This window comes from Brevibacillus invocatus (genome assembly GCF_003710915.1).
Lineage (GTDB): Bacteria > Bacillota > Bacilli > Brevibacillales > Brevibacillaceae > Brevibacillus > Brevibacillus invocatus.
The window spans coordinates 45,031-71,840 of the sequence record NZ_RHHR01000019.1 but is presented as its reverse complement, the minus strand read 5'-3'; the positions used below and the strand labels follow the sequence as shown (position 1 = coordinate 71,840).

Sequence of the window (26,810 nt, the reverse complement as noted above, 5' to 3'; positions counted from 1 at the left end):
CGCTGCCGAGCTTTCTGATCAGGCCCATTTTGCAGAATGTTTCTGACAAAAAGAGGAAAATACAGCCGAATGGTGAATAATGTCCCAAAAGCATTTGCGTAAAGAGGTGCATGATCTTTGCAAGCACGTGTAGCGGGGGTTAGCGAGATTCCTTTCACGGATGAATTGTTGCGCACAGTGGAAAATGTGCACAATCAGATTTTCAAGTATTCTCGAAATCACGAAGGGCAATTTGTGGTCACGCTATCAGAAGGGAAGATAGCTCAGGAATTTGGATTGACGACCCAGCATTTGCAGGGCAAGCGGATCGAAGAGATTTTGTTGACATGCAAGGTGACTGATATTCTACCTTTGTTTGAAAAAGCGTACAATGGCCATGTCGTGGAGTATGAATCGAGCATCGGGGCTAGAACCTTTACCACTACATTATCCCCAGTTATTGTAGGGGGAACAGTCCGCGAGGTAGTAGGTTCCACTACGGAGATTACGGAAAGAAAGTGGATTGAGCAGCAATTGCTTGAAACGCAAGAGTTGTATCGCAGCTTGGTCGAGGATACGCTGATCGGTGTATACATCGCCTATGTGGAACAGCCGGGCTTTGTCTACGTCAATCCCTCCCTTGCAGATATGTTTGGTTATACCCAGGAAGAAATGGTACGCATGACAGCGGTTGAACTGGTTGTACCCGAAGACAGGACGATGGTGCGGCGAAATCAGAAGCGCAGACTGGAAGGAGACAGTTCCAATCTTCGCTATCAGTTTCGGGGAATGTGCAGAAATGGCAACATCATTGAAGTCGAAGTGCTCCAGAAGACGAGTTCCTATAAAGGACAGCCCGCTGTTATTGGTTTTTTGCAGGATGTGACAGAGCGCAAGCAGGCCGAGGAAATGATTCGAAAAACAGAGCTGCTCTCTGTCGTAGGTCAAATGGCTGCTGGCGTAGCACATGAAATCCGCAATCCGTTGACGTCGTTGAAGGGCTTTGTGCAGCTTCTGAAAACCCAAGGTGGAAAGCCAGAGTACTTTTCCATCATGCTGTCTGAATTGAATCGCATCGAGTTCATCATCAGTGAATTCCTAGTCCTCGCCAAGCCTCAGGTAGTCGTTCACCGACAATGTGAAATCAAACCCTTGCTGGAACATATCATTACGTTGGGCAAAACCCATGCGATCATGCATAATGTGCAGATCGTCACACACTACGCACCTGATCTGCCAGCGATCAACTGTGAGGAGAATCAAGTAAAACAGGTCTTTCTCAACTTGTTAAAGAACGCCATCGAATCCATGCCAGGCGGTGGAACAGTGACGGTATCAGTCGGTCGTGAAGAAGGGATGCTGGTGATATCCTTTACGGACGAGGGGTGCGGGATTCCGGAGGATCGGATCGCAAAGCTGGGTGAGCCGTTTTACACGACGAAAGCCTCAGGGACAGGCCTTGGATTGATGGTCAGCTTCAAGATTATTTCCCATCACGGCGGTACGATCACAGTGAAAAGTAAACTTGACGAAGGCACTACCTTCGAAGTACGATTGCCTGTTGAATAGCATCATTCGCCTGTTTGCGTCTACCGGAAAAAAACGGTATGATGTAGTCGAAGAGCCAATAACATCGTAAGGACGTGAACGCAATGACGGAAGAGAATAAAGACCTCGAATTAGGTGACATCATCACACTGGATGACGAAAATGGTGAACCGTTGGGTGATTTTGAAGTAATTGCCCTGTTTGATCTGAACGGTAAAGAATATATCGCTTTGACAGAAGCTATCGAGGATGATGATAGCGAAGAAGAACTGGACGAGGAAGTAGATATCTTCGTATTCCAGGTGGATGGCGGCGAGATGGTTCCACTGGAAGAGAACGAAGAGAATGAGGTTTATGAGAAGCTGAATGAGGTACTGGAAGGCATCGAATTGATCAAAGATAACGAATAGCTTTTCTGCTATATGGAGAAGTCACTGCAATTGTTTCCTACAGTGACTTCTCTTTTTTCTGGTCTAATGCATTTTTATAATTTCATCCTTCAAATCGCGGACTACCAATAAGCAGGTGTAGTCTGTCTCCTGCAACTCCCGAAATAAAGTGGATGCTTCGTCTTTGGTCAAGCCTAGCTTTTCCAATCTGGTGCGTATCTCCTCTCCGCCGTTGTCGAAGAAGTGAGCTTTGCTGTCGATGTCGCCGACTGCACTTTCAAAATGGGTGCTGAATTTATAGAAATTGTCTCGCTGATTGGAGTGGTTTTTGTCAGGGTTCCACTTGATCACCCAGATGTCGTCCTTGTGATAGCCAGACGAGTTAAGCGCTTGAATATCGGAAACCAGCTCCTGGTCGTAGCGATGAAATTTGACGAATGGCTTGGTGGCGCTGATCACAAAAATCCCCCCTTTTGTCAATCGCAGCATTGTGCCTTACTAGGTTGCCCTGAACGGACGGGGTCATAATTGGAAAATATTATATAAAAATGGAGGAAACTATCAAAATTTGTAGAATTTTTCGTTTATGAAAAACCTTTTTATACATGGCTATAGATTGGAGGGGAGTCATGAATATGTCCGTACATTCCACAACAGCTGTTGTTCCGTTGCCACAGGAAGTCCCGTTTGCTTCCAGTAAGTACGCTACCATCCCTTTGAAGGTATTGCTGGAGGTGCCGCCGCCCTCTTTTCGAAACGAACAGCTTACGAGCATGTATGACAGATTGACTCAGCATGGGGAGGCGTTTGAGAACGCATCGTTGGATGCAGCAGCGTACGTTTGCAGAAGAGTGGGAAGAGAGGATGATCGGTTGCAGCAAACCGTAAAAGACATCGTGAATTGCAGTTATAATGCCCATTATTTGCACGATCAGCTGACGTTTGAAGATATTGCTACCGACAGCCATAAAAAGACAGAAGTCTTTATCATTACCCAGCAAATGGAGGGGGTATTACTCCCTTTGGTCAGTGTCAGGGTGTTGGTCGACAAAGAGCTTGATTGTTTTGAGATCTTTTCCAAAAGCAGTGTCCAAAAACGCGCGGCAGAGTTTTCTCGCTTTGCCTATCATCCTCTGTTGGACGTGCCCGCATCTGAATTGGATGAACAAACTCGAAAACGTCTGGATTTCCATAAGCGACATCTGTTTCGAATCCTACTTCGAGGAGCATTTCGCTTTCTGAAAAGTCGCAAATTCCAAACCAGCTATCTGATTATGCCGCCTCATGTAAAACGTTATATGGATGGCTGCGGCTTTCGTTTGACCGATATGCCGGAATCACATCTGCTCCCCTCAACCTCTCATGACGCGGTACGTCGCGCATTTTATAAATATTGGAGGCCTGAGTCCCCTGTGCACGAACAGCCTGCAGTCTATAACCTCGATTTCCGTATCAAGCCATTGATGAAAATGGTCTCGGGTCAAAGGATTTATCTGTAGTACATACCCAATCTGCAAAAAGAGGTGAATACTGGTGCAAAGCATAACTGCATTGCTGCAAACCTTAACTAGAGAAGGACAGGAGCAATGGACCTACAAACCGAGCTTTTTCCGCCTTTCGCAACAGGAGGATAGTGAGCGCCTGCAGGAATTGATGGAAGCCAATCCAAATTTGGATGTGGTGGATTCCTTCCTGGGCCAAAAGGAGGAGTGGGTCAAGGCAACGAATCCAGATCGAAGGTGGAGCCAGGAAGAATTACAGGCGGAAGTAGCTCGGCAGGTAGGGGACGCCCGTATCGAAGAACTGGGGGTTTGGGTTTATTATCCCTGGAAGAACACAATTGTTCACTTGCTGGATGAAGAAGAATTCGTGTTTGTACGCACAAACCGCAACCGGAACAAAATAACGATGGCAGAACAAGCTATCCTCTGCCAGCAAAAAGTCGGCATTATTGGTCTTTCAGTAGGTCAATCGATCGCGATGACACTAGTCATGGAACGGAGCGTGGGGGAACTTCGCCTGGCCGATTTTGACACGCTGGAGCTGTCCAATCTGAATCGCATTCGCGCAGGTGTCCATGAGCTTGGGGTACCGAAAGTCGTCGTGAGTGCCAGAGAAATCGCAGAAATCGATCCGTTTATAAAAGTGGTTTGCTACACACAAGGAATCAACGAGGAGAACATCGATCTTTTTCTGATGGACGGAGGAAAGCTCAATCTCGTATTGGATGAATGTGACAGCCTGGATGTCAAGGTGTTAATTCGGCTGAAGGCTAGAGAGCTGGGCATTCCGGTCGTCATGGATACGAGCGACAGGGGATTGATTGATGTCGAGCGGTTTGATCTGGAACCCAACCGGCCCATTTTTCACGGACTGGTGGAAGATCTGGATGTGGAGAGCCTGAAGAATCTGAGCAATCAGGAAAAAATTCCGTTTGTGATGAAAATCGTCAGCTACGAGTCCATGTCTTCACGGTTGAAGGAATCGTTAAAAGAGGTTGGGACGAGCATCTTGACTTGGCCGCAGCTTGCTTCCTCTGTCATGCTCGGTGCTGCCAGCGGTGCTGACGTGTGCAGGAGAATTGCTCTGGGACAATTTCGCGATTCTGGAAGGTATTATATCGATTTGGAAGAATTATTAAGGAATCGTCAGCAGAATGACACAAATGGATAGTCGTTGCGTCTTTGACCTTTCCTGATGTCTAGTGCTACACTATACAAGATTCCTTGCCTGTAACCATGCCGAGAACACGGATTCAACACTTTTGAGCATATGCATGTTTGAGTGTCTAATCGTGACTCAAACAGCCATCTCGCTACAGGTGAGGTGGCTTTTTTGGTCCATCGGGTGTATTTTGTACAGACCACGCGATACAGGTTCAGTCGATTGATCCGGTGTATGCAAGCTGGCTTTTCTCCACGAAAAAAGCATGGGCGTTGTATACAAGAGGAAGCATACGGTACAATAGCGATTAAGTGTTCGCGTTTTTTGACCGATATGTGTAAAGGACAGGATTTTTTAATCCTCACACTTGAAAATGTTGGATGAATGGATCATGACAAGGCAGTGGAAGTCTTGCTCATTGGCTTTTAACTGCAAGTCTTTCCAGTGAAGTTGCAAATGGCAGAGGGGAGAGCGCGATTGAAGGAAACAGACACACTCCACACACTAACGTATACAGAAGAAGATATTCAGGTCCTGGAAGGCTTGATCGCCGTTCGCAAACGGCCTGGAATGTACATAGGCTCTACCGGTAGCAGAGGTCTGCATCATCTGCTTTGGGAGATTGTTGACAATGCAAAGGACGAGGCGCTGGCCGGTGTGAACGACAGTATTATTGTGACTTTGTACAAGGATGGCAGTGTCAGTGTAGAAGACCACGGCCGTGGAATTCCTACTGGCATGCACAAGACCGGACGTCCGGTTCCTGAGGTCATTTTTACGACGCTTCATGCGGGAGGAAAGTTTGGCGGTGGCGGCTACAAGAAAAGCGGTGGCTTGCACGGCGTCGGCTCCAGTGTCGTTGTTGCCTTATCCAAATGGCTGGAAGTGGAGATCCATCGTGAAGGAAAAATCCACAAGCAGCGCTTTGCCTATGAAGTGGACGAAAAGGGCATCGAGCATGTAGGCAAACCAGTAACCGATTTGGAAGTGGTCGGGAATACCAAAAGAACAGGGACAACGGTCCGCTTTCTCCCGGATGAAGCTGTCTTTGGGAACACCAGATTTGATTATGAAACCATTCGTGACCGTTTCCGTGAAACAGCCTTTTTACTGAAAAAACTGCGCATGGTGCTGATTGACGAGCGCGGTGCCGAAAAGAAACGGGAAGAGTTTTATTTTGAAGACGGCTTGAAATCCTATGTGGACTATCTGAACGAAGGAAAGCAAACCTTGCATCCCATCATCTATTTTGAAGGGGAAAGGGATAATATCTACGTGGAGCTTGCCTTCCAGTACAACGATGGCTATGCAGAAACGCTAGTTTCCTACGTCAACTCGATTGTGACCACAGATGGTGGAACGCATGTCACCGGTTTTCGAAATGGAACGACGAGAATTTTTAATGAATTTGCCCGTAAAAAAGGGTATCTGAAAGAAAAAGATCCCAACCTGACTGGAAATGATTTGCGCGAAGGTTTTCTGGGTGTGCTGTCCTTGCAGATGGCAGACGTCCAGTTCGAGTCGCAAACCAAAGACAAGCTGGGCAACGAAGAAGCACGGACCATTGTCGAACAGATTATCTCAGAAAAACTGGGCTTCTTCCTCGAGGAAAATCCGGAAGTAGGCAAGCTGTTGATTGACAAAGCCCTGCGTTCTGCTGAAATACGCGAGGAATTGCGCAAACAGCGGGAAGCACTCCGCGGCGACAAAAAAGGGAAGTCTTCCAAAAAGCGCAAGTCTATTTCGGAAAAGTTCACACCTCCGCAGTATAAAGACCCGAAACGCAATGAATTGTTCTTGGTGGAGGGGGATTCTGCAGGCGGTTCTGCTAAACAGGCGCGAAACTCCGAATTCCAGGCTTTGTTCAGCTTAAGAGGAAAGCCGTTGAATACAGAGAAGGCCAAGCTTTCCGATGTATTGGCCAACGAGGAATTCCGCACCATTCTTGAGGTGCTGGAGACCGATATCGGGGAAGAGTTTTCGATTGAAAACTGCGCTTTTGACAAAGTCATTATCATGTCTGACGCAGACGTAGATGGTTCTCACATTCAAACTCTGCTCCTTACTTTTTTCTTCCGCTACATGCGACCGATGATTGCGGCGGGTCATCTGTATATCGCACAACCCCCTCTCTATCAGGTGAAAAAAGAGGGCAAGTCCAAAAAGGCCGAGAACATTTATTGCTGGAGTGACTTTGAGCTGGAGCAAGCCCTGAAGCAGCTTGGACGCGGTGCAGAAGTACAGCGCTACAAAGGTCTGGGTGAAATGAACGCAGACCAGCTGTGGGAGACGACGATGGATCCGGAAACGAGAAAGCTGATCAAAGTGCAGATTGATGACCTCGCTCTGAGTGAAAAGCTGGTCACTGTCCTGATGGGCGATAAAGTACCTCCACGACGCGAGTGGATCGAAAGCCACGTCACCTTTGAAGTGGGGGAGGATGAATAAGGATGCTTTCCAATCAGATTATTGAACAAAGCTTTGCTGAAATCATGGGCAAGCGTTTTGGAGATTACGCCAATCTGGTTATTTTGTCTCGGGCGATTCCAGACGCACGTGATGGGCTGAAGCCGGTACAGCGACGTATTTTGTATGCGATGTATCAGGAAGGCAACACCTTCGATAAACCGTACCGCAAATCCGCAAAGACAGTGGGATACGTCATGGGTACCTATCACCCTCACGGCGATTCTGCGATCTATGAGACGATGGTTCGTATGGCGCAGTGGTGGAAGATGCGCCAGGTGCTTATTCAAGGTCACGGAAATTTCGGTAGCCTGGATGCTGACCCACCTGCAGCGATGCGTTATACGGAATCCCGACTATCTGCCTTGGCGAGTGAGATGCTGCGCGATATTGAAAAGGATACCGTCACGTTCATTCCCAACTACGACAATTCGGCACAGCAGCCTGCTGTACTGCCTGCTCGTTTTCCCAACCTGCTGGTCAACGGGGCTTCGGGTATTGCCGTGGGGTTTGCTACTGACATTCCGACGCACAATCTAGGTGAAGTGATCGATGCGGCTATCGCTCAAATGAAAAACCCGAACATCTCATTGGATGAACTGATGCAGCATGTAAAAGGACCGGACTTTCCAACTGGTGGTATCGTTCAGGGGATATCGGGGATTCGCAAAGCGTTTGAAACCGGACGGGGGCAATTCATCATCCGTGGCAAGACGCATGTCGAGGAACCAAAAGGCAGCAAGATCAAGAAGATCGTCATCTCCGAGATTCCTTATGAGGTCATCAAATCCAAGCTGGTTGCGCAGATTGATGAGCTGGTGATGGAGCGCAAAATCGAAGGAGCGCTTGCGGTACGAGACGAGACGGGACGCAAGGAAGCCGAGCTCAAGCAAGTGCGCATCGTCATCGACATTCGCAAAGAAGCGGATGAGCAGGGAATCCTTCATTATCTATATAAAAATACAGATCTGCAAATTTACTACAATTACAACATGAACGTGATCTACGAGGGAACCATCCGACAAATGGGTCTCAAAGGCCTTCTGGGAGCGTACATCGATCACCAGAAGGAAGTCGTTACTAGACGTTCTCAGTACGATTTGGACAAGAAGACCAACCGTGAGCACATCGTTCAAGGTCTGATTCAGGCCAAATCGATACTCAGACAGATCGTGGACACGATCATGGACTCGGAAGATCGCGCAGACGCCAAGCGCAATATCATGGAAAAGTACGGTTTTACGGATATTCAGGCAGATGCTATTCTCAGCATTCAGCTGGCATCTTTGACACGGCTGGACATTGTGAAGCTGGAAAAAGAACTGGCTACTCTGGGTAAAGAGATCAAAGAGCTGGAATCGATTCTGGCTAGCGAGAAAAAGCTGATTCAGGTGATTACAGCCGAATTGAATGAGTGCAAAAAGAGATTTTCCGAAGAACGACGTACCGTGATTCAGGGTGAAATCGAGGAGATCAAGATCGATATCGCCATGCAGATCAATGCGGAAGACTGCATCGTGACCCTCACAAATGAAGGCTACATCAAACGGACGAGTCCGCGTTCCTTCAAGTCGATGGGCGGGACGATCGAGACCTGTGGCGTCAAAGAAGGAGACAGGGTCCGTCATTTCGTAGAGACGAACACATCCCATACGGCTCTCTTCTTTACGCAAGACGGGAAGTACTTTGCCACCCTGGTGAATTCTTTCCCGGATGATAAGTGGAAGGATATCGGCTCAGCACTCGTCAACGTGATCCCACTGGAAAAACAGCAGCGTATTGTGGGCTTTACCGTTGTCGAGAACTTCAAACAGCCGCTCTTCGTTTATCATGTCAGCCAAAGTGGGCTGATCAAGAAGACGGCTTTGGCGGAGTACGAAACCAATCGTTCGAATGCCTTGGTAGCGGCCAAGCTGAAATCGGCAGATGATGAGTTTATTGCGGTTTTCGTACGCGATGATCAAGGTGGATTCCTCGGGGCAACCCGTGATGGTATGGGCATACGTTTCTTGACCAGCGAAGTTGGTGCAACTGGCCGTGCTTCAAGCGGCGTGAAGGCCATTACGCTGGCAAAAGAGGATGAACTCGTCTCTGTGCTGCCAATCGAATCGGATGACTCTCGTATTTTCAGTTTGATTACGACTGATGGGGTCGTGAAACGCACGAAGATCGCTGACATTCCTCTGCAAGGACGAGCAGGAAAAGGCGTACAGTTGATCCGTAAAAGAAAGACTAGCCCGCATCAGCTGCTTGCTCTCAACGTGGATGATACCATGTACGCTTTGACTGCCACGAACGAGTGGCAAATCGTGCAGACGGATCAGGTAAATGTCAACGAGCAGGGTGGCATCGGACGAAATCTGATCGAAGGCGTCGAAACGATTGTTTTTGAGACGGTGCTTCCATCGGATGATGCAAAGGAAAATGCACCTGCAGGTGAAGCTGCGGATAAACGGACAGAAGCGCAAGGTAGCTTGTTTGACAATGAACCAGGTGACAAAAAGGGATGATCGATTACATGACAAGTCCGTTTGAATCTTTCCATTCACCACTTAGCTGGCAGCAGGTGGCCTTGTTGCTGGACACTGTGGAGTATTTTGAAGAGGCGTTGAAGTGGCTGTCCATTCCTGACGAACAGGGAGCAAGTGTGGCTGTACCCCTGACGGGCGATACCTTGCGGGTGATGCTGGCTGCGCTGAGCGAAGACGATGCATATTCTCGTCAGCTCTTCTCGTTCGGATGGTTACCTGGTGAGAACGAGGATACTGGTACCTTGCAGGTCGGACTTCCGACAGGCGAGGTAGTAGAGAAATCGGTCGTGCTTTCTCAATTCTCTCCGGTTTAGGAAATGAAGTTTGCCCCTATCTCTGGGTAAAATAGGTTCATCCTGCGCACACTATGGCGGGAGGTGACCACTGTGGAACGAAAGTTGAATGTGAATGGCAGAGAGTATAATTTTGCCTCTACCTACGACGGGGATTCGCAGTATCATGTGCAGGTTCGCAGCGGTGCGAAAGTGGTTACGTCATTCAAAATTGCTGCTGAGTCAGAAGAGGAAGTTTTTGACGCTGCACGAGCGCACTTTTCCGCAGACGTGGAAATGGGCAATATTCAGGTATAGGACACGATAGAAGAAAGCGTAGTTCCAGTAGTGCATGGAGCTGCGCATTTCTTTTTTTGTACTGCCGGAAAGCAAGGCTTTCTTTTCAGGAAAGGATAATTATGCTACAACAGGAAGGAAGGTTTGGAACGGGAGGAGCATGCATATGCATCAGCAGCAAGAACAGGATCTGTTCGCTACGATCGAGCGGTGGCGGATCGAGCCTCCAAAAACGGGAGAAGTATCGGAAGGGACCTGCATCGGGTATTTACAGGAAATCGAGCAGCGGAGGAAGTCCGCTCCGGATATCCGATTAGACCAGGCAGAAGCGGTGGTCCTGACCCATTTGTCGTCTATTCGGCTCGGCAAAAGTGGCGGCCATCGATTAGCACTGGAGTGGTTGGAGAGGGCCATGCTCTTGGACCCTGCATATCGTCCAGCCATGGAGCTGATGCTGCGAGTGAAGACGAGTCAACTAGCAGCAGAGCAGACGTTCGCTGACACCTTTCCGACTCTTCGTGAGACAGATAACGTCGTTACGCGAAGAAGAAATGTAGAAGTCCTGATTAACCTTGCGAATCAGGAGAAAAGCGCCCTTTTGAATTGGCAATCTGATGCTACTTCCATACATGAGCTGGCTATGGAATTATCCGATCCAGAGTACGAGGATTTGGCACAAAGTCTCCTCCAGCTGTATCAGGAGCGGGAACAGCTGCTGCAGCGTTTGGAGCAGCAGGTAGACGCATATGCTTCATCGTTATCTGGAGTGTTTTTTTCATCCGAGCTATTAGGGCAGTTGCAGGAGACGATACGAATCCTGGTCGGACAGCAGGTGAGACTACAGTCTCTATGGCATAGCCGGTCTGTGATGGAGAAGCAACAGCCGAAGCTTACACACGAACCCTCTGCACTGGATGAGCTTGAGAACCTTATTGGCTTGGACGAGATCAAGGAGCGGGTTCGTCAGCTTGCCCAGTTTTTGCAATATCGGAAAAAGCGCGAGGAAAAGGGCTGGCATATGCAGGATGAATTGCCGCTTCACCTCGTCTTGATGGGAAATCCCGGTACAGGCAAAACCACACTAGCCAGGCTGATTGCACGATTGTACAAAGAGCTGGGGCTCTTGACACAGGGGCAGCTCATCGAGGTAGACCGTTCTCACCTGGTAGGCGCGTATGTCGGACAGACCGAGCAACGTGTCATGGATGCGGTCAAACGTGCTGACGGTGGCGTGCTTTTTATTGATGAAGCCTATAGTCTGAAGAGGGCAGACAGCTCGGGCAGTGATTACGGACAGGCCGCCATCGACACCTTGGTTGCAGCAATGACAGGTGGCGAATATGCGGGACGTTTTGTGGTCATGCTGGCAGGCTATCCCGAAGAAATGCGCCATTTCCTTTACACCAATCCGGGGCTGTACAGCCGTTTTCCTGAAACAGGACACTTCCTGCTCCCTGATTATGCAACCGAAGAATTGGTCATGATCGCGCAGCAGGTCGCGGATCGCAACGACTTTACCCTGACGGATGAGGCGATAACTCAGTTGCGTCAGCGTATCGAAAAATCGCGGGTCGATGATTCCTTTGGCAATGCCAGAACGGTTACCAATTTGATTTTAGACGCGATTTTTGCCAAAGGGAGATCCACGGCAGGAAACGACTTGCAGTGGGATGACTTTACCATCCTGTATCCTGAAAATATTTCGTCTGAAGGATCAGAGACAATGGATCAGACAGCGAGAGATCGTCTGCAGCACTTGATCGGATTGGATCAGGTGAAAGAAGAGCTGAAGAAAATCGCGGCGTTTGTCAGCGTACAAAAAGAGCGCAGCCTTCGCGGTTTGAAGATGAGTCCCATCGAGCTGCATGCTGTATTCACCGGAAATCCGGGAACAGGAAAAACAACTGTCGCCGCACTGTACGCCGAAATTTTGCACGAAATCGGGTATTTGAAGCGAGGCCATCTGGTGACAGCAAGCCGAGCCGATCTGGTAGCGGAGTACGTAGGACAGACAGCGGCTCTTACCAGGAGAAAGGTGAGACAAGCCCTGGGCGGTGTTCTTTTTATCGACGAGGCCTATGCTCTGTTGGGCGGAGGACAAGATTTCGGAAAAGAAGCGATTCACACGCTCGTAGAAGAAATGACCAGACATGCAGAAAATCTAGTCGTGGTTCTGGCAGGCTATCCGGATGAGATGGCGCGGCTGATGATGAGCAATCCGGGACTTGCCTCGCGTTTCAAGAAGTACATCCACTTCCCGGACTATACCGCCGCGCAGCTGGTGGAAATCGTGGAGCAAGGTGTAACGAATGCAGGTTATTTGATCAGTGCTGAAACGAAGAAAGAGCTCACCGTCAAACTGCAAGAGATTTTCACGCGGCATGGTGTGGAGGGGAATGGTCGTTTTAGTTACAATCTGGTGCAGGAAGCGATGCAGCATCAGGCTATTCGATTGATGGACACACCAGGCGACCTTTGGAACCAGCAGCTTCTAATGGAGCTGATCTGGAGCGATTTTCTGCCGGTAATGGAACGGATTGAATAGAGATAAGGTACCAGCTGGAATTTTTTCCTATTTTTTATATTTTGTGATTTTTTGTCTGGATTTGGCAAGATTCTCAAAACCAACGAGCAATTAAGAATCGTCCCTGCAAAGTAGATCAGAAAAATTTCCTCATAGATTACATCACACTACTTTCCCCGTAATGATTATCCTCCTCCATAGTAAGAAGGCGTGAACGAATCTCGAATGATTCGCACGCCTTTTTTCTTTGGTATCGTGAAATCAGACGATCATTTCGTTCGGAATTCATGTTTGACATGGTCTTGATGTACCAAATGCAAGGCCCGCAAGGCTATCTCGAGGCAGATTCTGCGATCGGGTGAGACGTAATCTTCCCCGAGACACTCAGCGATTTTCTCCAACCGATGGTACAGGGTTTGCCGATGGATAAACAGCTTTTCGGCAGCTTCTTGCTTGGAAAGGTTGGAATCCAGATAGACACGCAGCGTGTGTACAAGCGCCGATCCGTGCTCTCCGTCATGCGATATCAAGGGGCCAAGATAATCGGTGATAAAGGTATTCAGGACGGGTTCGTGTGGGATGTAGAACAGGAGGCGAAACAAACCAAGCTCGGAAAAATAGGGACTGTTTGATTCATGGCGAAATGAAAGTGCCTGCTCCGCTTCCGCCAAATGTCTTCCTGCATCTGACAGGCGTTTGCCTGCTCTTCCTACTCCAAACCAGATTTGCATATCTGCACCCATGACCTTTAAAAAGATCCTCTTCATTTCTGTCATGGCCCTGTTCAAAAGCTGGCGATGATTCGTACCCGGTTTTTTTTCGATGAGCAGAAAATAAAAGCAGTTTCCTATACAGCGAATAAAGGGACGGAAGCCCAAACGCGTGAGTATAGAACGAAAAATGGCTGTGAGGTCATGTGGAGGATGTGCTTCTGTCTGGGTGACCGCGAGTTCAAAAGACATCATGATGGTGTGGTAAATAGGTGCGCGTCCTGTGCCGGAGATGCCAAGCATGGCACGAATCTGGTCTTCCGACAAAGGGCGCTGGGCGATCAGGTCATCAAACAATCGATTTTCCATTGCCAAAGCCTGCTCTTCCACAAACATTTTTCGCATCAGGATTTGCGCTGTGGCTTGTACGGTATTGTCCAGGGTGAGGAGCAGGTACTCGTCTGCTTTGCGCTCGTACAAGACCATCCCCATATAGGCGAGAAGATGTCCCATCGCTACAACAGGCTGATAGACGATCTGCTTCTTTTCGTTTAGGCGAAGAAATTGCGTGCTGGCATCTGCAGATAATTCCGCTGAAAAATGGGTGCGCATGATGTCCACAAGCTCCGTTTGAACGGTTTGTGTTACAGGAGGAACAAAAGTGGGAGCTGCATCCGGCGTATAGAGAAATATTTGGGTCTGGACTGCTGTTTGAAAGTACTGCAACAGCTTGGGTATTCCTTTTGCTTGCAGACTGAGCTGCTGAAGCCCCCGCGAGTATGCTTCCAGATCCCGCAGGGCTTGAAGCTGTCGATTAATCAAATGCTCATGTAGATCGAGCGTGATATCGACAAATCGCACAGGCTCATGAAACACAATCAATGGGAAGTGATGATGGTCAGCCATTTCCAGCATATCACTCGGGATATGAGGGATGTAGGTGCCAAGCTCCACACACAGTCCGACCGCTTTGCGGCTGATCAGCTCTGACAGGTAAGCCAGCCTCTTTTCCTTTGCTTCCCCGAAGCCCATTCCCGTCGAGAGGATCAGCTCGCCGCCATTGAGAAACTTGCCTGTTTCGGCAGATTCGAGAATATGTACCCAACGGATCGAACGAGATAAGCCCTTGCTTCCTGCCACCACCTCGGCGCTTTGAAAAGATGGACGCCGAATCGCTTCTCCTACAGATAGACGCCAGTCACTGCTCATGCAAATCCTCCTAAAAAGGCAATCATGTTATGGATAGACATTTTGTAAGATGAATGTACTGGAAGCACTAACATTTTGTCTAGTGATTAAGGTTGAAAGATTCCGATAAAATGGAAATATCAAACAAAATGAATGCAAGGAGTTGACGTGATGAGTAAAACAACAGTCACCCAGCCGCTCAAAAACTACATCGGGGGACAGTGGGTCGAATCCGAGACGACACGTTATGAGGATGTTCCCAATCCTGCAACAGGGGAGCTGCTTTCTCAGGTACCGATTTCCACCAGGGCCGATGTGGACAAGGCTGTTCAGGCAGCCAAGAATGCTTTTGCGAGCTGGAGTGAAACACCTGTCGTGGACAGGGCTCGCATCATGTTTCGCTTCCATCACTTGTTGACCAAGCATGAGGATGAATTGGCACGCATGATCACGCTGGAAAATGGCAAAAACCTGCCCGAAGCTCATGCTGAGCTCTTGCGTGGCATCGAGATGGTCGAGTTCGCCTGCGGCATGCCAACCTTGCTGATGGGGGAATCCCTGCCGAACATCGCGAGAAGCATCGATAGTCACGTCCTCCGTTTTCCACTCGGTGTCGTAGCAGGAATCACTCCCTTTAACTTTCCCGTGATGGTGCCGATGTGGATGTATCCAATCGCGATCACAGCAGGAAATACATTTGTTTTAAAGCCGTCCGAGCGTACGCCTATATCCAGTGTACGTATCGCGGAGCTGTTGAAGGAAGCCGGTTTGCCGGACGGGGTCTTCAATGTGGTCAACGGAGCGCATGACGTCGTCAACGGATTGCTGGAACACCCGGACGTGAAGGGGATATCCTTCGTTGGCTCACAACCTGTCGCAGAATACGTGTACAAGACCGGAGCGGCTCACGGGAAGCGCGTGCAGGCCTTGGCCGGAGCGAAGAATCATCATCTGGTCATGCCGGATACAGACTTGCGGCGTGCAGCCAAAACCATTGCCAGCTCCGCATTTGGCTGTGCAGGTGAGCGCTGTATGGCTGCCAGTGCCGTCGTCGCGGTTGAGGATATCGCCGATGAATTGGTTCAACTGCTCATCGAGGAATCCAATGCCCTTGTGATGGGCAATGGCCTGGAAGAGGGGGTCGACCTGGGCCCTGTCATCCGGGATTCTCATCTGTCCAAGGTGCATGACTTTATCGAAAAAGGAATGGCGGCAGGAGCCGATCTGGTTCGCGATGGACGTGAGGATGCGAAGGAAAAAGAAGCGGGCTACTTCCTCGGCCCAACCATCTTTGACAAAGCAGATGCAGAAATGGTTATTGTAAGTGACGAGATCTTTGCGCCGGTATTGAGCATCATGCGCGTCAAAAACTTCGATGAAGGACTGGACACGATCAGTCGCTCCCGCTATGGAAATGGAGCTACAATCTACACCAATAACGGGAAGTGGGGGCGTGAATTCGTGCAGCGCGTGGAAGCGGGGATGGTCGGGGTCAATGTAGGCGTGCCAGCACCAATGGGCTTCTTTGCCTTTACCGGTTGGAAGCAATCCTTTTACGGTGATTTGCATGCGAACGGAAAAGATGGGGTCGAGTTTTTCACGAAGAAAAAGACCGTTACCTCTCGTTGGTTCGAGGATGGAGATACAAGCATTGGCTCACAAAAAGTATTTGTCAAGTAATCGGTCTCATATCAAAAGGGGGAATCCAAAATGGAACAAGAGCAGCTGACGAAATCGTACGATAAGGAAAGTTTGCTTGAGTCTGACAGGGCGCATATGTGGCATCACATATCGCCCTACAACCCCAATCCCATGATCGCTACGGAAGCGAGTGGCTCCTGGATCACCGACATCGACGGCAATCGCTACCTGGACGGCATGTCTGGCTTGTGGTGTGTCAATATTGGCTACGGGCGACAGGAGCTGGCCGATGCAGCGTATGAGCAGCTAAAACAACTGGCGTATTTTCCGCTGACCCAAAGCCATGTTCCTGCCATTCGCCTTGCTGAAAAGGTCAGTGAATGGCTGGGCGAGGAGTATCGCATTTTCTTCTCCAACAGCGGTTCTGAAGCAAATGAAGTTGCCTTTAAATTGGCCAGACAATATCACCATCAAAATGGCGAGCCAGGACGTTATAAATTCATTTCCCGTCATCGCGCTTATCACGGCAATTCGATGGGATCACTGGCCGCTACCGGGCAGGCTTTGCGCAAGGAAAAATACGAGCCCTTGGCACCTGGCTTTCTGCACGTACCGCCACCGTACTGTTATCGCTGTCCAGTCGGAAAAACCTACGGGGATTGCAGCCTGGAATGTGCGCAATTCTTTGATCAGGCGATCAACTGGGAAGGCGAAAAAACGGTTGCTGCTGTCATCATGGAACCGACGATCACAGGTGGAGGTGTGATCGTTCCACCGCCTGAATACATGCCAAAGGTACGTGAGATTTGCGACAAATACGGTGTTTTGTTGATTGTAGATGAGGTTATTTGCGGTTTTGGTCGTTCTGGACAAAAATTTGGTCATCAAAACTTTGGGATCAAACCAGATATTGTCACGATGGCGAAGGGCATCACCAGTGCTTACCTTCCGCTTTCGGCGACAGCTGTCCGCGCTGAGATCGCGGACTCCTTTAAGGAACAGGGTACCAATCAGCATTTCCGTCATGTCAACACGTTTGGGGGCAACCCGGCTGCCTGTGCCCTGGCTCTTAAAAATCTGGAGCTGATGGAAGAAGAGCAACTGGTTGAGCGATCCGAACAATTAGGGGCAGAGCTGCGAGCCAAGCTTGCTTTTTTGGCTGACCATCCCAATGTCGGCGATATCCGCAGCTTTGGCTTCATGATGGGAATCGAAATGGTGGAGAACAAACAGACCAAGGAAGCGGCTGCACCAGCAAAATTGACGCAAATCATAGCAGAATGCAAGAAACGGGGCCTAATCATCGGGCGAAATGGCGATACGGTTCCCGGCTTCAACAACGTGCTGACCTTGTCTCCTCCGTTCTCCACAACCAGTGATGATCTTGACTTTATTGCTCACGTAATGAAAGAAGCATTCGAGACTCTCGGATGACCGATGAGACACAGCGTCAATCGCGTTTGGATTGATGCTGTGTTTTGTTTTACACAACTGGGCTTCGCCACAGAGCATGGCGTTGCCAATTTTTCTAATTGGGTAGCTCCCTTCTGTAATTTCATAGCATAATCCTGTACACTAACAATGAAACCATGAACAGAGTAACAGGAGGGGCGAGATGAAATGTATTTGTGTATTTGCAGGCTCCAATCCAGGAGCAAAACCAGAATTCAGCCAAGCGGCAGAAGAGTTGGGGAAAGAATTGCTCGCCCGCAAACTTGACTTGGTGTATGGCGGCTCCAAAATGGGATTGATGGGGAGAGTAGCCAACGCGGTATTAAGCGGTGGAGGATGTGCGATTGGCGTGATGCCAACCGGACTGTTTCGAGGTGAAATCGTCCACACCAATTTGACGGAGTTGCACGAAGTGACTTCGATGCATGAAAGAAAGGCCAAAATGAATGAATTGGCAGATGGCTTTATCGCGCTACCCGGAGGCTACGGCACGTTTGAGGAAATTTTTGAAGTCGTAAGCTGGGGGCAAATCGGCATTCACGGTAAACCGATTGGCTTGCTGAATGTAGAAGGGTTCTACGATCCGGTCATGGAAATGGTACAACATGCGACAGAAGCGGGATTCATACCAAAGACAGCGACCCCACTCCTGTTGTGCGAAAGCGATCCTGCTGTTCTGTTAGATCGTTTGCGGGACTATACACCTCCTGAAAAGGTGAACAAGTGGTCCGAACTATCTGAGAAATAAACGAGTTTTCTGGCTTGTATATGTCAGGCTTTACAGGCAAAACCTACTACGTGATTGGTCATGAGCCAATGGGAATTGTAGAAGAGGTGGGAACGGAGGTAACCAAAGTCAAGAAAGGGGATCGGGTGGTTATTCCGTTCAACGTAGCTTGTGGTGAGTGATTCTATTGCCAGCATGAATGGGAGAGCCAATGCGATCCTTCCACGAATATTTGAGAGTTCCTTTTGCCAACTTTACTTCTTTTGTCATTCCCGAATCGTGTGAGCTGGAGGATGAATTTCTCCTCTTCCTGTCCGATGTATTGCCAACTGCCTATTGGAGTGTCATCAACGCAGGTGTGAAGCCAGGAGACTGTGGTCGTTTTAGGCTCGGGTCCCATCGGGTTGATGGTGCAAAAATTCGCCTGGCTGGGAGGAGCCAAACGCGTTATTGCCGTTGATTATCTCGGCTATCGTTTGGAGCATGCCAAGAAAACCAATCAAGTCGAGATCTTTGATTTTACGCAATACGAGGATATGGGTGAGCATTTGAAGGAGATCACGCAGGGAGGCGCAGATGTCGTCATTGATTGCGTGGGGATGGATGGCAAAAAATCTCCCTTGGAATATGTTGCCCAAAAAATGAAAATCCGAAAGCTATGAAAACAAGCAGTTTCTCTCGATAAGTTGGGAGAAACTGCTTTAATTGTTGCTGCTGACTATAAATCAGCTGGACTGAGCAGCAATGCAAAAGAGTTAAGATTTCCTTGCAGCTCCTTTTGCGAGGCAAGGGAAAAACCCTCGATGTGAAGCGCCATCGTCTCTAAAAAAGACGACAAACTTCCCGTATCGGCATCCGCAAAGCGATTGGGAAGATCCAGGTTCTTTAATTCAGTCAAAATGTCCTTTTGTTCCTGTCGGTATTGGTTGACCCATTCGGGATGATGGCGAAGCTTTTTGGCAAACTGAATCAGGAAGCTTCCTGAGTTTTCACCATTCCGAATCACCTCCTGCATGCCGGCATAGGCAGACGGGTCAAATCGCTTCATCAATTGGGAAGCATTCACGTAGTCATCGGGTGCTCCTTTTGGTCTGGTCTGAAGCTCTACATACGTTACAGTGCCAGTGGTCGGGTCTACTTTTCGAGTCGTAGAGACGGCAGCCAACAGCTTCATGGTATCCATGAACTTACTAGCTTCGTCTTCTGCCATATAATGCTCTGCAAGATACCTGGCTTTGGCCAAACCAGCTTCTCGCAATGCTACACGTTCTTCGTCCTGAATATCCCGATTCGTAGCAAAAAAGTTGGACTCCAAGATCTGGTAGGCAGCTTTGCTGACATTGCCTGCTTTGCCTGACAAAATCTCATCCAACGTCTCGTTGATTTCTACGTTGAAGAAAAAACGCGGTGTTTCGTGTATGATGGCTCCTTCAGGGAGCTCTCTTGCTGTGGCTGCGCTCAATTCGATCGTATCATGGTGGCGTACAAGCGGGAGATGGCCTGTGCTAATGGTGGGGATTATGTTCTTCTCCAATCCTGAGGGAAGAGTTGGGACGAGTTGCCCACGTTCCGTTTGAATACGCATGCGTAATTCTCCTTGAACAAAATATTAGATGAGATTACTTTTTCTTACTATCGGTTTTTTACCAATATTTGTTTAATGCTTTGTTATTTTCATTGAATACTTGCAAACCTTATTGACACCAACCGGTACATAATGGTAGCGTAAGGAAATATATTACCAAGTAAGTTGGTAGGAATAAAAGTCATATATCTTGTCTTCATAAAATGGGGGTACTGAACACATGAAACCACAAAAACGATTGCTTCAACTAAGTGCAGCGGCTGTGCTGGCAGCAGCCATCTCCTTTCCATATGCTGCAAACGCTCAAGGATCGACTCAAGCCGCACATCCGATAGCAGTCTTGTCAGTGAGTCCAGCGAATGTAGCAAAGGCTGATTATACCAGCTACGTCACGCAACAATATGGAGTCAAGCTGTCTGGAACGGTAACAAGAGACCAGTTTGCAACGGCTTTGTCGAAAGTCGTGGCAAGCACAGGGAGCCAAGCAGCAGCAATGCCCACAGGAGGCAGCAAGCTGGCAGCTTGGGAGGCAATCAGCGCAGCAGTGGTGGCAGCCGAGCAAAAAGAGCTGGCCGCTACATACAGTGAGGATAAAGTAACAGCATCCTGGGCCAAAGCTGGCTTGAGCTACCAAAAAGGGGGAAGCCTCTCGCTTGCGGCAGCTCAGGATCTGGCAGTAGCGATTGATCTGGGATTGGTCAAAACGGATGTCATCGCTTCCGTGAAAGCAACCGGAGACGTAACCGCCGAGTTGGCCTACCAATTGTTGGGGAAAGTAGCAGAATTCAAAGGACACTATCAAAACTACCTGGGTACGATCGCATCTGAAGATATCTATGGCAAAGTGGTACAAGCCTGGAACGAGCTGCAAATTATCAAGGCAGGAGAGCTGCAGCAGCTGGTGGACGAGATTCTGAAGCAAGATTTGATCACAGGCTACAATCTCAAGGATGCGGCTTTCGACCCGCGTTTTGATCCAAAGCGTACCATCACGTACGGTCACAGTGATATCGTACATGCCATTCAGCTGATCGGTCTCTTGAAGAGTGAAGGCATCGACGCAAAAGTGCAGCTGGAACCCAAAACATCTGCATTTATCTACCTGAAAGAGTGGGGCGAGCCTGTACAAACGGACGATTATCAAGTGGTTCAGATCGAGAATGGAAACTACATCGCATACTCCAAAGAATATGATTTGAGCTTTGAGTTTGCTTCACAGGAAGATAAGGAGCGCTTCCAGCCGCTCGTCCTGCAATATGCCAAAAAGAATGAAGAAGATGCGACAGGTCTGCTAAGAGGCTCCTGGTGGCAGCCTCTCTACTATTCATTGACTGAACTGGCTGATTATCCGGTCATCACCAACAACTTTGTTCAAGATGGACGTCACATCGTTCAGACGTTTTCCTTGAATGAAGATTCGACAGCTGTGGTGAATGCTTTCAAAAAAATCGGCAAATCGGTTGAAGTGGAAACCTACCAATTCTGGGTGGATCAGCCTTTCTACAACTACTTGAAGGGTGACGACTTTAAATAAAATAATCGCATCATTTCTGCTTGTGTTCGGACAAATAGGAGCGAAGCCCACGCATGAGCATTTCCTGAATCACTTCATCCTGCGTCTTGTGATTGACGAGAGAGCGGATAAGCTCCAGCTCTGCAATCAGCTCAGAATTGAGATAGAGATGGATTGTCTCCCCTGACTTTGGTGCAACGATCTCGACGTGGTCAGAATAGGTTCGTACGGTTCCTGTAATCATCATTTCCTCGCCGAGCAGGGTGGGAGACGGGATAAACAGACAAGGGGCTTCCAATATGATATGGGTCAGTTCTTCGCTAAAACGAATAGCGAGAGGCTGGCCCTTTTTTTTGTGAAAATCGCGAATTTGTCGCGAGATTTCTTGGTTTGCAAGATCGTTTTTCATGGTGATCTCAGCCAGTTCCATAAGTCCTCCTTACGGGAGCAGCAGTTTGTCTTCGGTGATCTGGCTCAAAACCTCTCCCGTTGCTTCAAGCTGAACTTGATAAAAAAAACAAAGATCAACACGGCTGACTGATGTAACTAAGGCATGCACCATACATGTACCTTGTTTGAGCTTGACCCGATCCAACACCTCATAGCGGGGAACAAGAAAGCCTTTTTCGTAGAGAAAGCACAGCGTTTCTTCCCGTGGATACAGAAATCGTTTGTTTCCCTGTTTATTGACGAGAAGGGGGAAGGCTTGTCGCTCATCGATGACCTCACCCAGCTCGCCACTGTCCGCCCAGCGCTTGATTGTCGCCATACTGCCTTTCCGACCCTGTCTGGCTTCCAGAAGGTCCAGAATCTCCCGAGAGGACAAGTATGTCAAGCGTTGCTTCAGCTGAGCGGCATGCTCCTCCCGCTCCTTTTCCAAATGAGCAATTTGGGTAGTGGCTTCCTGGATCTGAAGCTGCAATTGCGCAATTTCCCCATCATAGTCTCTCATGGTCCTCATGTTCACCTCCGCAGGGTTCCTTACACCATATTCAGGGCTGAAATCATTCATGCCACCACTCCGTTTTTGATATCGCACCTTCCACATCCCTTTTGAAATGAAAAAATCATAAAACGGTTTAATCCTACATTGATTAATAGCAAGCATGGTTTTCCAGAACTGGTAAGGAGGTAGTTGCGAGATGAGCGTCCCGCACCACATTCAGGCAAATTTTCGGGAAGTGGTACCTGCATTAAAAGCGAAGGAAGCAATCGATGAAGCGAATCGCTGTCTCTACTGCTACGATGCCCCCTGTATCAAGGCCTGTCCCACTTCGATCGACATTCCGAGCTTTATCAAAAAAATAGCCTCGGGCAACCTGCTCGGTTCAGCACGTACCATCATGGATGCCAATCCGGTCGGGGCCAGCTGCGCTCGCGTGTGCCCTACAGAGGAGCTGTGTGAGGGAGCCTGTGTACTCAACCACGCTTCTGGATCACGCGCCATCATGATCGGTCTTTTGCAGCGTCATGCGACCGACTGGGCAATCGAGAGCAAGGCATCCCTGTTTTCAAAAGGTGAGGATACGGGCAAGCGAGTGGCCATCGTTGGGGCAGGACCAGCAGGGTTATCTGCAGCACGTGAGCTGGCAAGGCTGGGGCATCAGGTTACGGTATTTGAAGCGAAAGAGAAGGCCGGTGGCTTGAATACGTACGGAATTGTCTCATTTCGCCTGCCGCAGTCCATATCCTTATGGGAAGCAGAACAGATTGAGTCATTGGGCGTGGAGTTTCGGACGAATACGCAGGTAGGCGTAGATATTGCTCCCGCCGAGCTGCTAGCGAATTATGACTCGGTGCTGCTGGCAACGGGCATGGGCTATGTGCCTTCCCTGCAAATCGAAGGGGAGGAGCTGGAGGGGGTACTGGACGCGATCGCACTGGTGGAGGAAACCAAAACCAAGCCGCTGACAGACACAATGATGGGAAAGAAAGTCGTCGTCATCGGGGCAGGAAATACCGCCATCGATGCCGCTACCTGTTCCAAGCGGCTGGGAGCCGAGCAGGTCCAGATTTTGTATAGACGCACGGAGCAAGAAATGACCTGCTACGAATTTGAATACGAATTTGCCAAGCAGGATGGGGTGGAATTCCGCTGGCTGGTCGCTCCCGTACGCATTTTGGGAGAGAATGGTCGCGTAACTGGACTGGAACTGATGCGGATGCAGCTGGGAGAACCGGACGAAAAAGGGCGCAAGCGTCCTGTTTCTATTCCAGATAGCCAGTTTGTCATCGAAGTGGATGCTGTTGTAAAGGCCATCGGTCAAACACGCTACCTGGAGCTGATCGAATCGTTTGGCATGGAGCACAAAAATGGAATCGTCACCATTGAAGACGGTACGTATCGCACCTCCAACCCCAAGGTATTCGCTGCAGGCGATGTGATTTTCGGTGGAGGAAAGACAGATGCGATGGTGGTGGATGCGGCCAACCACGGGAAACGGGCAGCAGCCGCGATTCACCAGGCACTGAATGATTACACCCTTCAGGTGTAAGAGAGACATGGATGACGAGATGGGAGCAGGAATGGAAGGAAGCGCGAATAGAGACAAAAATGGAGGAGACTGATTATGGCTGATCTCAGCATCAATCTGGCGGGTATTCAATCCCCCAACCCGTTTTGGCTGGCATCCGCGCCACCGACCAACTCCGGCTATCAAGTGCAGCGGGCATTTGAGGCGGGCTGGGGTGGCGCAGTCTGGAAAACCTTGGGCGAACCCATTATCAATGTGACGTCCCGCTTCGCCGGGCTGCATTACGGCGGCCAGCGTGTGGTCGGGTTTAACAATATTGAATTGATTACAGACAAACCGCTTGAAGTGAATCTACGAGAAATGGATGAGACGAAAAAGCGCTTCCCCAAGCATACGCTGATCGCATCCTTGATGGTGGAACACAAGCAGGAAGCCTGGCATGAGATCGTCAAAAAAGTGGAGGCAATCGGGGTGGATGGGCTTGAGCTGAACTTTGGCTGTCCACACGGCATGGCCGAACGCGGTATGGGCTCAGCTGTCGGTCAGCACCCGGATTTGATCCGTCAGCAAGTGGAATGGGTAAAAGAAGTGGCGCAGACGCCAGTCATCGTCAAGCTGACGCCGAATATCACCGACATTCGATTTACAGCACGTGCTGCAGCACAGGGTGGTGCCGATGCCATCAGCATGATCAATACGATCAACAGCCTGATGGGTGTCGATCTGGACAAATGGCTGCCGATTCCCCATGTGGATGGAAAAGGGGCGCATGGCGGATATTGCGGACCAGCCGTCAAGCCGATCGCTCTCAATATGGTGGCAGAGTGCGCGCGCGACCCGCTCGTCGGAATCCCCATTTCCGGTATAGGCGGGATCTCGAATTGGCGTGATACGGTTGAATTTTTGCTGATGGGGGCGACTGGCGTTCAGGTATGCACGGCTGCCATGCACCACGGCTTCCGGATCGTGGAGGACATGATTGATGGGTTGAACAATTATCTGGATCAGAGGGGCATAGCCTCTGTGGTGGATATCGTGGGGAAAGCCGTTCCCACCTATTCAGATTGGGGGCATCTCAACCTCAATTACAAAGTGGTTGCACGAATCAACGACGATACCTGCATTCATTGCAACAAGTGCCATATCGCCTGTGAAGATACGTCGCACCAGTGCATTGACAGGGTGCTGGATAGCGAAACAGGAAAAGAAATGCTGGTCGTACTGGAAGAGGATTGCGTCGGCTGTAATCTGTGCTCCATCGTCTGTCCGGTGGAGGGGACGATCGAGATGGTGGAAATTCCCAACGATCAGCCACCACTCAGCTGGAATGAGCGGCAGGCTGCACTTGCTGCCGGGGGGAACAACGCCAATACAGATGCATCTGTGTAAAGGGGAATCGTCATGAACATTCAACCTCTTGCATAGCTTGTACTAGCAAAGTGGTAGGAAAGGGAGGGTGCATGGATGAAAAAATGGATTCGCGGTGGGACGATCGTGACGGCTGCTGATACGTATCAGGCTGATGTGCTGATTGACGGAGAGCAAGTCGTCGCCATCGGCAAGGAGCTGCACGTGGAGGATGCAGAAGTGGTCGATGCGAGCGGCTGCTATTTGTTGCCGGGAGGAATCGATCCACACACCCATCTTGACATGCCTTTTGGCGGCACAGTCACGTCCGATGACTTCTTTACCGGAACCAAAGCGGCAGCATTTGGCGGAACGACCAGTGTCATTGACTTTTGCCTGACCAATAAAGGGGAATCACTCCATCAGGCGATTGCGACCTGGCATGAGAAAGCAAAAGGCAAAGCTGTCATCGACTACGGGTTTCACCTGATGATCTCGGATGCCAACGACGATGTTTTAAGAGAGCTGGAATCCGTCGTCACTGCTGAAGGGATCACATCCTTGAAGGTTTTCATGGCATATAAAAATGTCCTGATGGCTGACGACGAGACATTATTCAAGACCTTGATCCGCGCCAAGGAGCTCGGGGCAATGGTTCAAGTGCATGCGGAGAACGGGGATGTGCTGGATTATTTGATCAAGCAGGCGCTGGAACAAGGAAATACTGATCCGATCTACCACGCCTATACACGGCCGCCAGAAGCAGAAGGGGAAGCGACAGGACGCGCGATTGCCCTTACAGCACTGGCAGATGCACAGCTGTACGTCGTGCACGTATCGTGTGCGGATGCTGTCAGAAGAATTGCAGAGGCGCGTGAAAAAGGCTGGAATGTGTACGGCGAGACGTGCCCGCAATACCTGGTGCTGGATATCAGCGACCTGGATCGCCCGGATTTTGAGGGTGCGAAATACGTCTGGTCACCCCCGCTGCGCGAGAAATGGAATCAGGATGTCTTGTGGAGTGCATTGAAAAACGGCATCTTGCAAACGGTTGGCTCCGATCATTGTCCGTTTAACTTTGCCGGACAGAAAGAGCTCGGTCGAAAAGACTTTACCAAGATCCCAAATGGTGGCCCGATTATCGAGGATCGCATGACGCTGCTCTTCTCTGAAGGTGTCAGAAAAGGCAACATCAGCCTGAATCAATTCGTTGATATCACTTCCACCAAGGTTGCCAAGCTGTTCGGGATGTTTCCACAAAAAGGGACCATCGCAGTGGGTTCGGATGCAGACATCGTCCTGTTTGATCCGACCGTGAAACGCACGATTTCCGTTGAAACGCATCATATGAATGTCGATTACAATCCATTTGAGGGTATGGAAGTGTACGGAGAGGTTGTCTCGGTTCTGTCGCGTGGGAGCTTCGTTGTGCGCAACAAGGAATACGTCGGTCACGCTGGAGCGGGGAAATTTGTGAAAAGAAGTAAGTTTTCCAGACCGTAG

General features: G+C 49.4%; 21 protein-coding genes and 1 pseudogene. 17 read left to right on the top strand and 5 right to left on the bottom strand.

The window, feature by feature from the left end:
• Positions 1–117 precede the first annotated feature (117 nt).
• Both EDM52_RS12625 and EDM52_RS12620 read left to right on the top strand, forming a co-directional pair.
• On the top strand, positions 118–1,548 hold the full coding sequence (locus EDM52_RS12625; protein WP_122909337.1) for an ATP-binding protein: 1,431 nt from the start codon (positions 118–120) through the stop codon (positions 1,546–1,548).
• An 83-nt stretch (positions 1,549–1,631) separates the two neighbouring features.
• Positions 1,632–1,937 (top strand): DUF1292 domain-containing protein, encoded by a 306-nt coding sequence (locus tag EDM52_RS12620; protein WP_122909336.1) that lies wholly within the window; start codon positions 1,632–1,634, stop codon positions 1,935–1,937.
• A gap of 63 nt (positions 1,938–2,000) precedes the next feature.
• Here EDM52_RS12620 and EDM52_RS12615 read toward each other — a convergent pair whose 3' ends face one another.
• Positions 2,001–2,375: a YflT domain-containing protein gene (locus EDM52_RS12615; protein WP_122909335.1), complete on the bottom strand. Its 375-nt coding sequence runs from the start codon at positions 2,373–2,375 to the stop codon at positions 2,001–2,003.
• Positions 2,376–2,545: 170 nt separating this feature from the next.
• Between EDM52_RS12615 and EDM52_RS12610 the strand changes: the two genes are divergently transcribed.
• The 7 genes from EDM52_RS12610 (at position 2,546) to EDM52_RS12580 (ending at position 12,691) form a co-directional block, all read left to right on the top strand.
• Positions 2,546–3,415: a hypothetical protein gene (locus EDM52_RS12610; protein WP_122909334.1), complete on the top strand. Its 870-nt coding sequence runs from the start codon at positions 2,546–2,548 to the stop codon at positions 3,413–3,415.
• Between the two features lie 34 nt (positions 3,416–3,449).
• A complete protein-coding gene (locus tag EDM52_RS12605) occupies positions 3,450–4,589 on the top strand; it encodes an Rv1355c family protein (protein ID WP_245996863.1) in 1,140 nt (379 codons plus the stop codon).
• A 447-nt stretch (positions 4,590–5,036) separates the two neighbouring features.
• A complete protein-coding gene (locus EDM52_RS12600; protein ID WP_183185066.1) occupies positions 5,037–7,028 on the top strand; it encodes a DNA gyrase/topoisomerase IV subunit B in 1,992 nt (663 codons plus the stop codon).
• Between the two features lie 2 nt (positions 7,029–7,030).
• On the top strand, positions 7,031–9,556 hold the full coding sequence (gene parC, locus EDM52_RS12595) for a DNA topoisomerase IV subunit A (RefSeq protein WP_122909332.1): 2,526 nt from the start codon (positions 7,031–7,033) through the stop codon (positions 9,554–9,556).
• The gene (locus tag EDM52_RS12590; protein ID WP_245996852.1) at positions 9,553–9,891 is read left to right on the top strand and encodes a hypothetical protein; all 339 of its coding nucleotides are present in this window, start codon (positions 9,553–9,555) and stop codon (positions 9,889–9,891) included. Before parC ends, EDM52_RS12590 begins: the two co-directional genes overlap by 4 nt.
• A 72-nt stretch (positions 9,892–9,963) precedes the next feature.
• A complete protein-coding gene (locus EDM52_RS12585) occupies positions 9,964–10,167 on the top strand; it encodes a hypothetical protein (RefSeq protein WP_183185050.1) in 204 nt (67 codons plus the stop codon).
• Between the two features lie 145 nt (positions 10,168–10,312).
• Entirely contained in the window at positions 10,313–12,691 is a 2,379-nt protein-coding gene (locus EDM52_RS12580; RefSeq protein WP_122909401.1) for an AAA family ATPase, read from the top strand.
• Positions 12,692–12,939: 248 nt separating this feature from the next.
• Here the strand turns inward: EDM52_RS12580 and EDM52_RS12575 are convergent, their stop codons facing one another.
• Entirely contained in the window at positions 12,940–14,589 is a 1,650-nt protein-coding gene (locus EDM52_RS12575) for a PucR family transcriptional regulator (RefSeq protein WP_122909330.1), read from the bottom strand.
• A gap of 150 nt (positions 14,590–14,739) precedes the next feature.
• Between EDM52_RS12575 and EDM52_RS12570 the strand changes: the two genes are divergently transcribed.
• The 4 genes and pseudogenes from EDM52_RS12570 to EDM52_RS12555 form a co-directional block, all read left to right on the top strand.
• Positions 14,740–16,248: a CoA-acylating methylmalonate-semialdehyde dehydrogenase gene (locus tag EDM52_RS12570; protein ID WP_122909329.1), complete on the top strand. Its 1,509-nt coding sequence runs from the start codon at positions 14,740–14,742 to the stop codon at positions 16,246–16,248.
• Between the two features lie 30 nt (positions 16,249–16,278).
• Positions 16,279–17,643 (top strand): aspartate aminotransferase family protein, encoded by a 1,365-nt coding sequence (locus EDM52_RS12565; RefSeq protein ID WP_122909328.1) that lies wholly within the window; start codon positions 16,279–16,281, stop codon positions 17,641–17,643.
• 181 nt (positions 17,644–17,824) lie between these two features.
• Positions 17,825–18,409, top strand: coding sequence for an LOG family protein (locus EDM52_RS12560; protein WP_122909327.1), 585 nt, complete (start codon positions 17,825–17,827; stop codon positions 18,407–18,409).
• 47 nt (positions 18,410–18,456) lie between these two features.
• Positions 18,457–19,041: pseudogene (locus tag EDM52_RS12555) on the top strand (zinc-binding dehydrogenase); the annotation flags it as partial.
• Positions 19,042–19,106: 65 nt separating this feature from the next.
• Here EDM52_RS12555 and EDM52_RS12550 read toward each other — a convergent pair.
• The gene (locus EDM52_RS12550) at positions 19,107–19,973 is read right to left on the bottom strand and encodes a hypothetical protein (protein ID WP_122909326.1); all 867 of its coding nucleotides are present in this window, start codon (positions 19,971–19,973) and stop codon (positions 19,107–19,109) included.
• 220 nt (positions 19,974–20,193) lie between these two features.
• On the opposite strand from EDM52_RS12550, the gene EDM52_RS12545 reads away from it, so the two are divergent.
• A complete protein-coding gene (locus EDM52_RS12545; protein ID WP_122909325.1) occupies positions 20,194–21,507 on the top strand; it encodes a hypothetical protein in 1,314 nt (437 codons plus the stop codon).
• Between the two features lie 10 nt (positions 21,508–21,517).
• On the opposite strand, the gene EDM52_RS12540 is transcribed toward EDM52_RS12545, so the two are convergent.
• Together EDM52_RS12540 and EDM52_RS12535 are read right to left on the bottom strand one after the other, a co-directional pair.
• Positions 21,518–21,916 (bottom strand): hypothetical protein, encoded by a 399-nt coding sequence (locus EDM52_RS12540; RefSeq protein ID WP_122909324.1) that lies wholly within the window; start codon positions 21,914–21,916, stop codon positions 21,518–21,520.
• A 9-nt stretch (positions 21,917–21,925) separates the two neighbouring features.
• On the bottom strand, positions 21,926–22,447 hold the full coding sequence (locus EDM52_RS12535; RefSeq protein WP_245996847.1) for a hypothetical protein: 522 nt from the start codon (positions 22,445–22,447) through the stop codon (positions 21,926–21,928).
• A 181-nt stretch (positions 22,448–22,628) separates the two neighbouring features.
• Between EDM52_RS12535 and EDM52_RS12530 the strand changes: the two genes are divergently transcribed.
• From EDM52_RS12530 to hydA, 3 genes are all read left to right on the top strand, one after another.
• Positions 22,629–23,981, top strand: a complete 1,353-nt coding sequence (locus EDM52_RS12530) for an NAD(P)-dependent oxidoreductase (protein WP_122909323.1) — start codon at positions 22,629–22,631, stop codon at positions 23,979–23,981.
• 75 nt (positions 23,982–24,056) lie between these two features.
• Positions 24,057–25,349 carry an NAD-dependent dihydropyrimidine dehydrogenase subunit PreA gene (preA, locus tag EDM52_RS12525; RefSeq protein ID WP_122909322.1) on the top strand — a complete coding sequence of 431 codons (1,293 nt, stop codon included), beginning with the start codon at positions 24,057–24,059 and terminating at the stop codon, positions 25,347–25,349.
• 75 nt (positions 25,350–25,424) lie between these two features.
• Positions 25,425–26,810 carry a dihydropyrimidinase gene (gene hydA / locus EDM52_RS12520; protein ID WP_122909321.1) on the top strand — a complete coding sequence of 462 codons (1,386 nt, stop codon included), beginning with the start codon at positions 25,425–25,427 and terminating at the stop codon, positions 26,808–26,810.

Bases quoted from the DNA above. Each gene is read 5' to 3' on its own strand.
- EDM52_RS12540 (WP_122909324.1), bottom strand. From the start codon at position 21,916: ATGGAACTGGCTGAGATCACCATGAAAAACGATCTTGCAAACCAAGAA.
- EDM52_RS12575 (WP_122909330.1), bottom strand. From the start codon at position 14,589: ATGAGCAGTGACTGGCGTCTATCTGTAGGAGAAGCGATTCGGCGTCCA.
- EDM52_RS12620 (WP_122909336.1), top strand. From the start codon at position 1,632: ATGACGGAAGAGAATAAAGACCTCGAATTAGGTGACATCATCACACTG.
- EDM52_RS12610 (WP_122909334.1), top strand. From the start codon at position 2,546: ATGAATATGTCCGTACATTCCACAACAGCTGTTGTTCCGTTGCCACAG.
- EDM52_RS12535 (WP_245996847.1), bottom strand. From the start codon at position 22,447: ATGAGGACCATGAGAGACTATGATGGGGAAATTGCGCAATTGCAGCTT.
- EDM52_RS12545 (WP_122909325.1), top strand. From the start codon at position 20,194: ATGAAACCACAAAAACGATTGCTTCAACTAAGTGCAGCGGCTGTGCTG.
- EDM52_RS12530 (WP_122909323.1), top strand. From the start codon at position 22,629: ATGAGCGTCCCGCACCACATTCAGGCAAATTTTCGGGAAGTGGTACCT.
- EDM52_RS12600 (WP_183185066.1), top strand. From the start codon at position 5,037: ATGGCAGAGGGGAGAGCGCGATTGAAGGAAACAGACACACTCCACACA.
- EDM52_RS12560 (WP_122909327.1), top strand. From the start codon at position 17,825: ATGAAATGTATTTGTGTATTTGCAGGCTCCAATCCAGGAGCAAAACCA.
- EDM52_RS12550 (WP_122909326.1), bottom strand. From the start codon at position 19,973: ATGCGTATTCAAACGGAACGTGGGCAACTCGTCCCAACTCTTCCCTCA.
- hydA (WP_122909321.1), top strand. From the start codon at position 25,425: ATGAAAAAATGGATTCGCGGTGGGACGATCGTGACGGCTGCTGATACG.
- preA (WP_122909322.1), top strand. From the start codon at position 24,057: ATGGCTGATCTCAGCATCAATCTGGCGGGTATTCAATCCCCCAACCCG.
- EDM52_RS12590 (WP_245996852.1), top strand. From the start codon at position 9,553: ATGATCGATTACATGACAAGTCCGTTTGAATCTTTCCATTCACCACTT.
- EDM52_RS12570 (WP_122909329.1), top strand. From the start codon at position 14,740: ATGAGTAAAACAACAGTCACCCAGCCGCTCAAAAACTACATCGGGGGA.
- EDM52_RS12580 (WP_122909401.1), top strand. From the start codon at position 10,313: ATGCATCAGCAGCAAGAACAGGATCTGTTCGCTACGATCGAGCGGTGG.
- EDM52_RS12565 (WP_122909328.1), top strand. From the start codon at position 16,279: ATGGAACAAGAGCAGCTGACGAAATCGTACGATAAGGAAAGTTTGCTT.
- parC (WP_122909332.1), top strand. From the start codon at position 7,031: ATGCTTTCCAATCAGATTATTGAACAAAGCTTTGCTGAAATCATGGGC.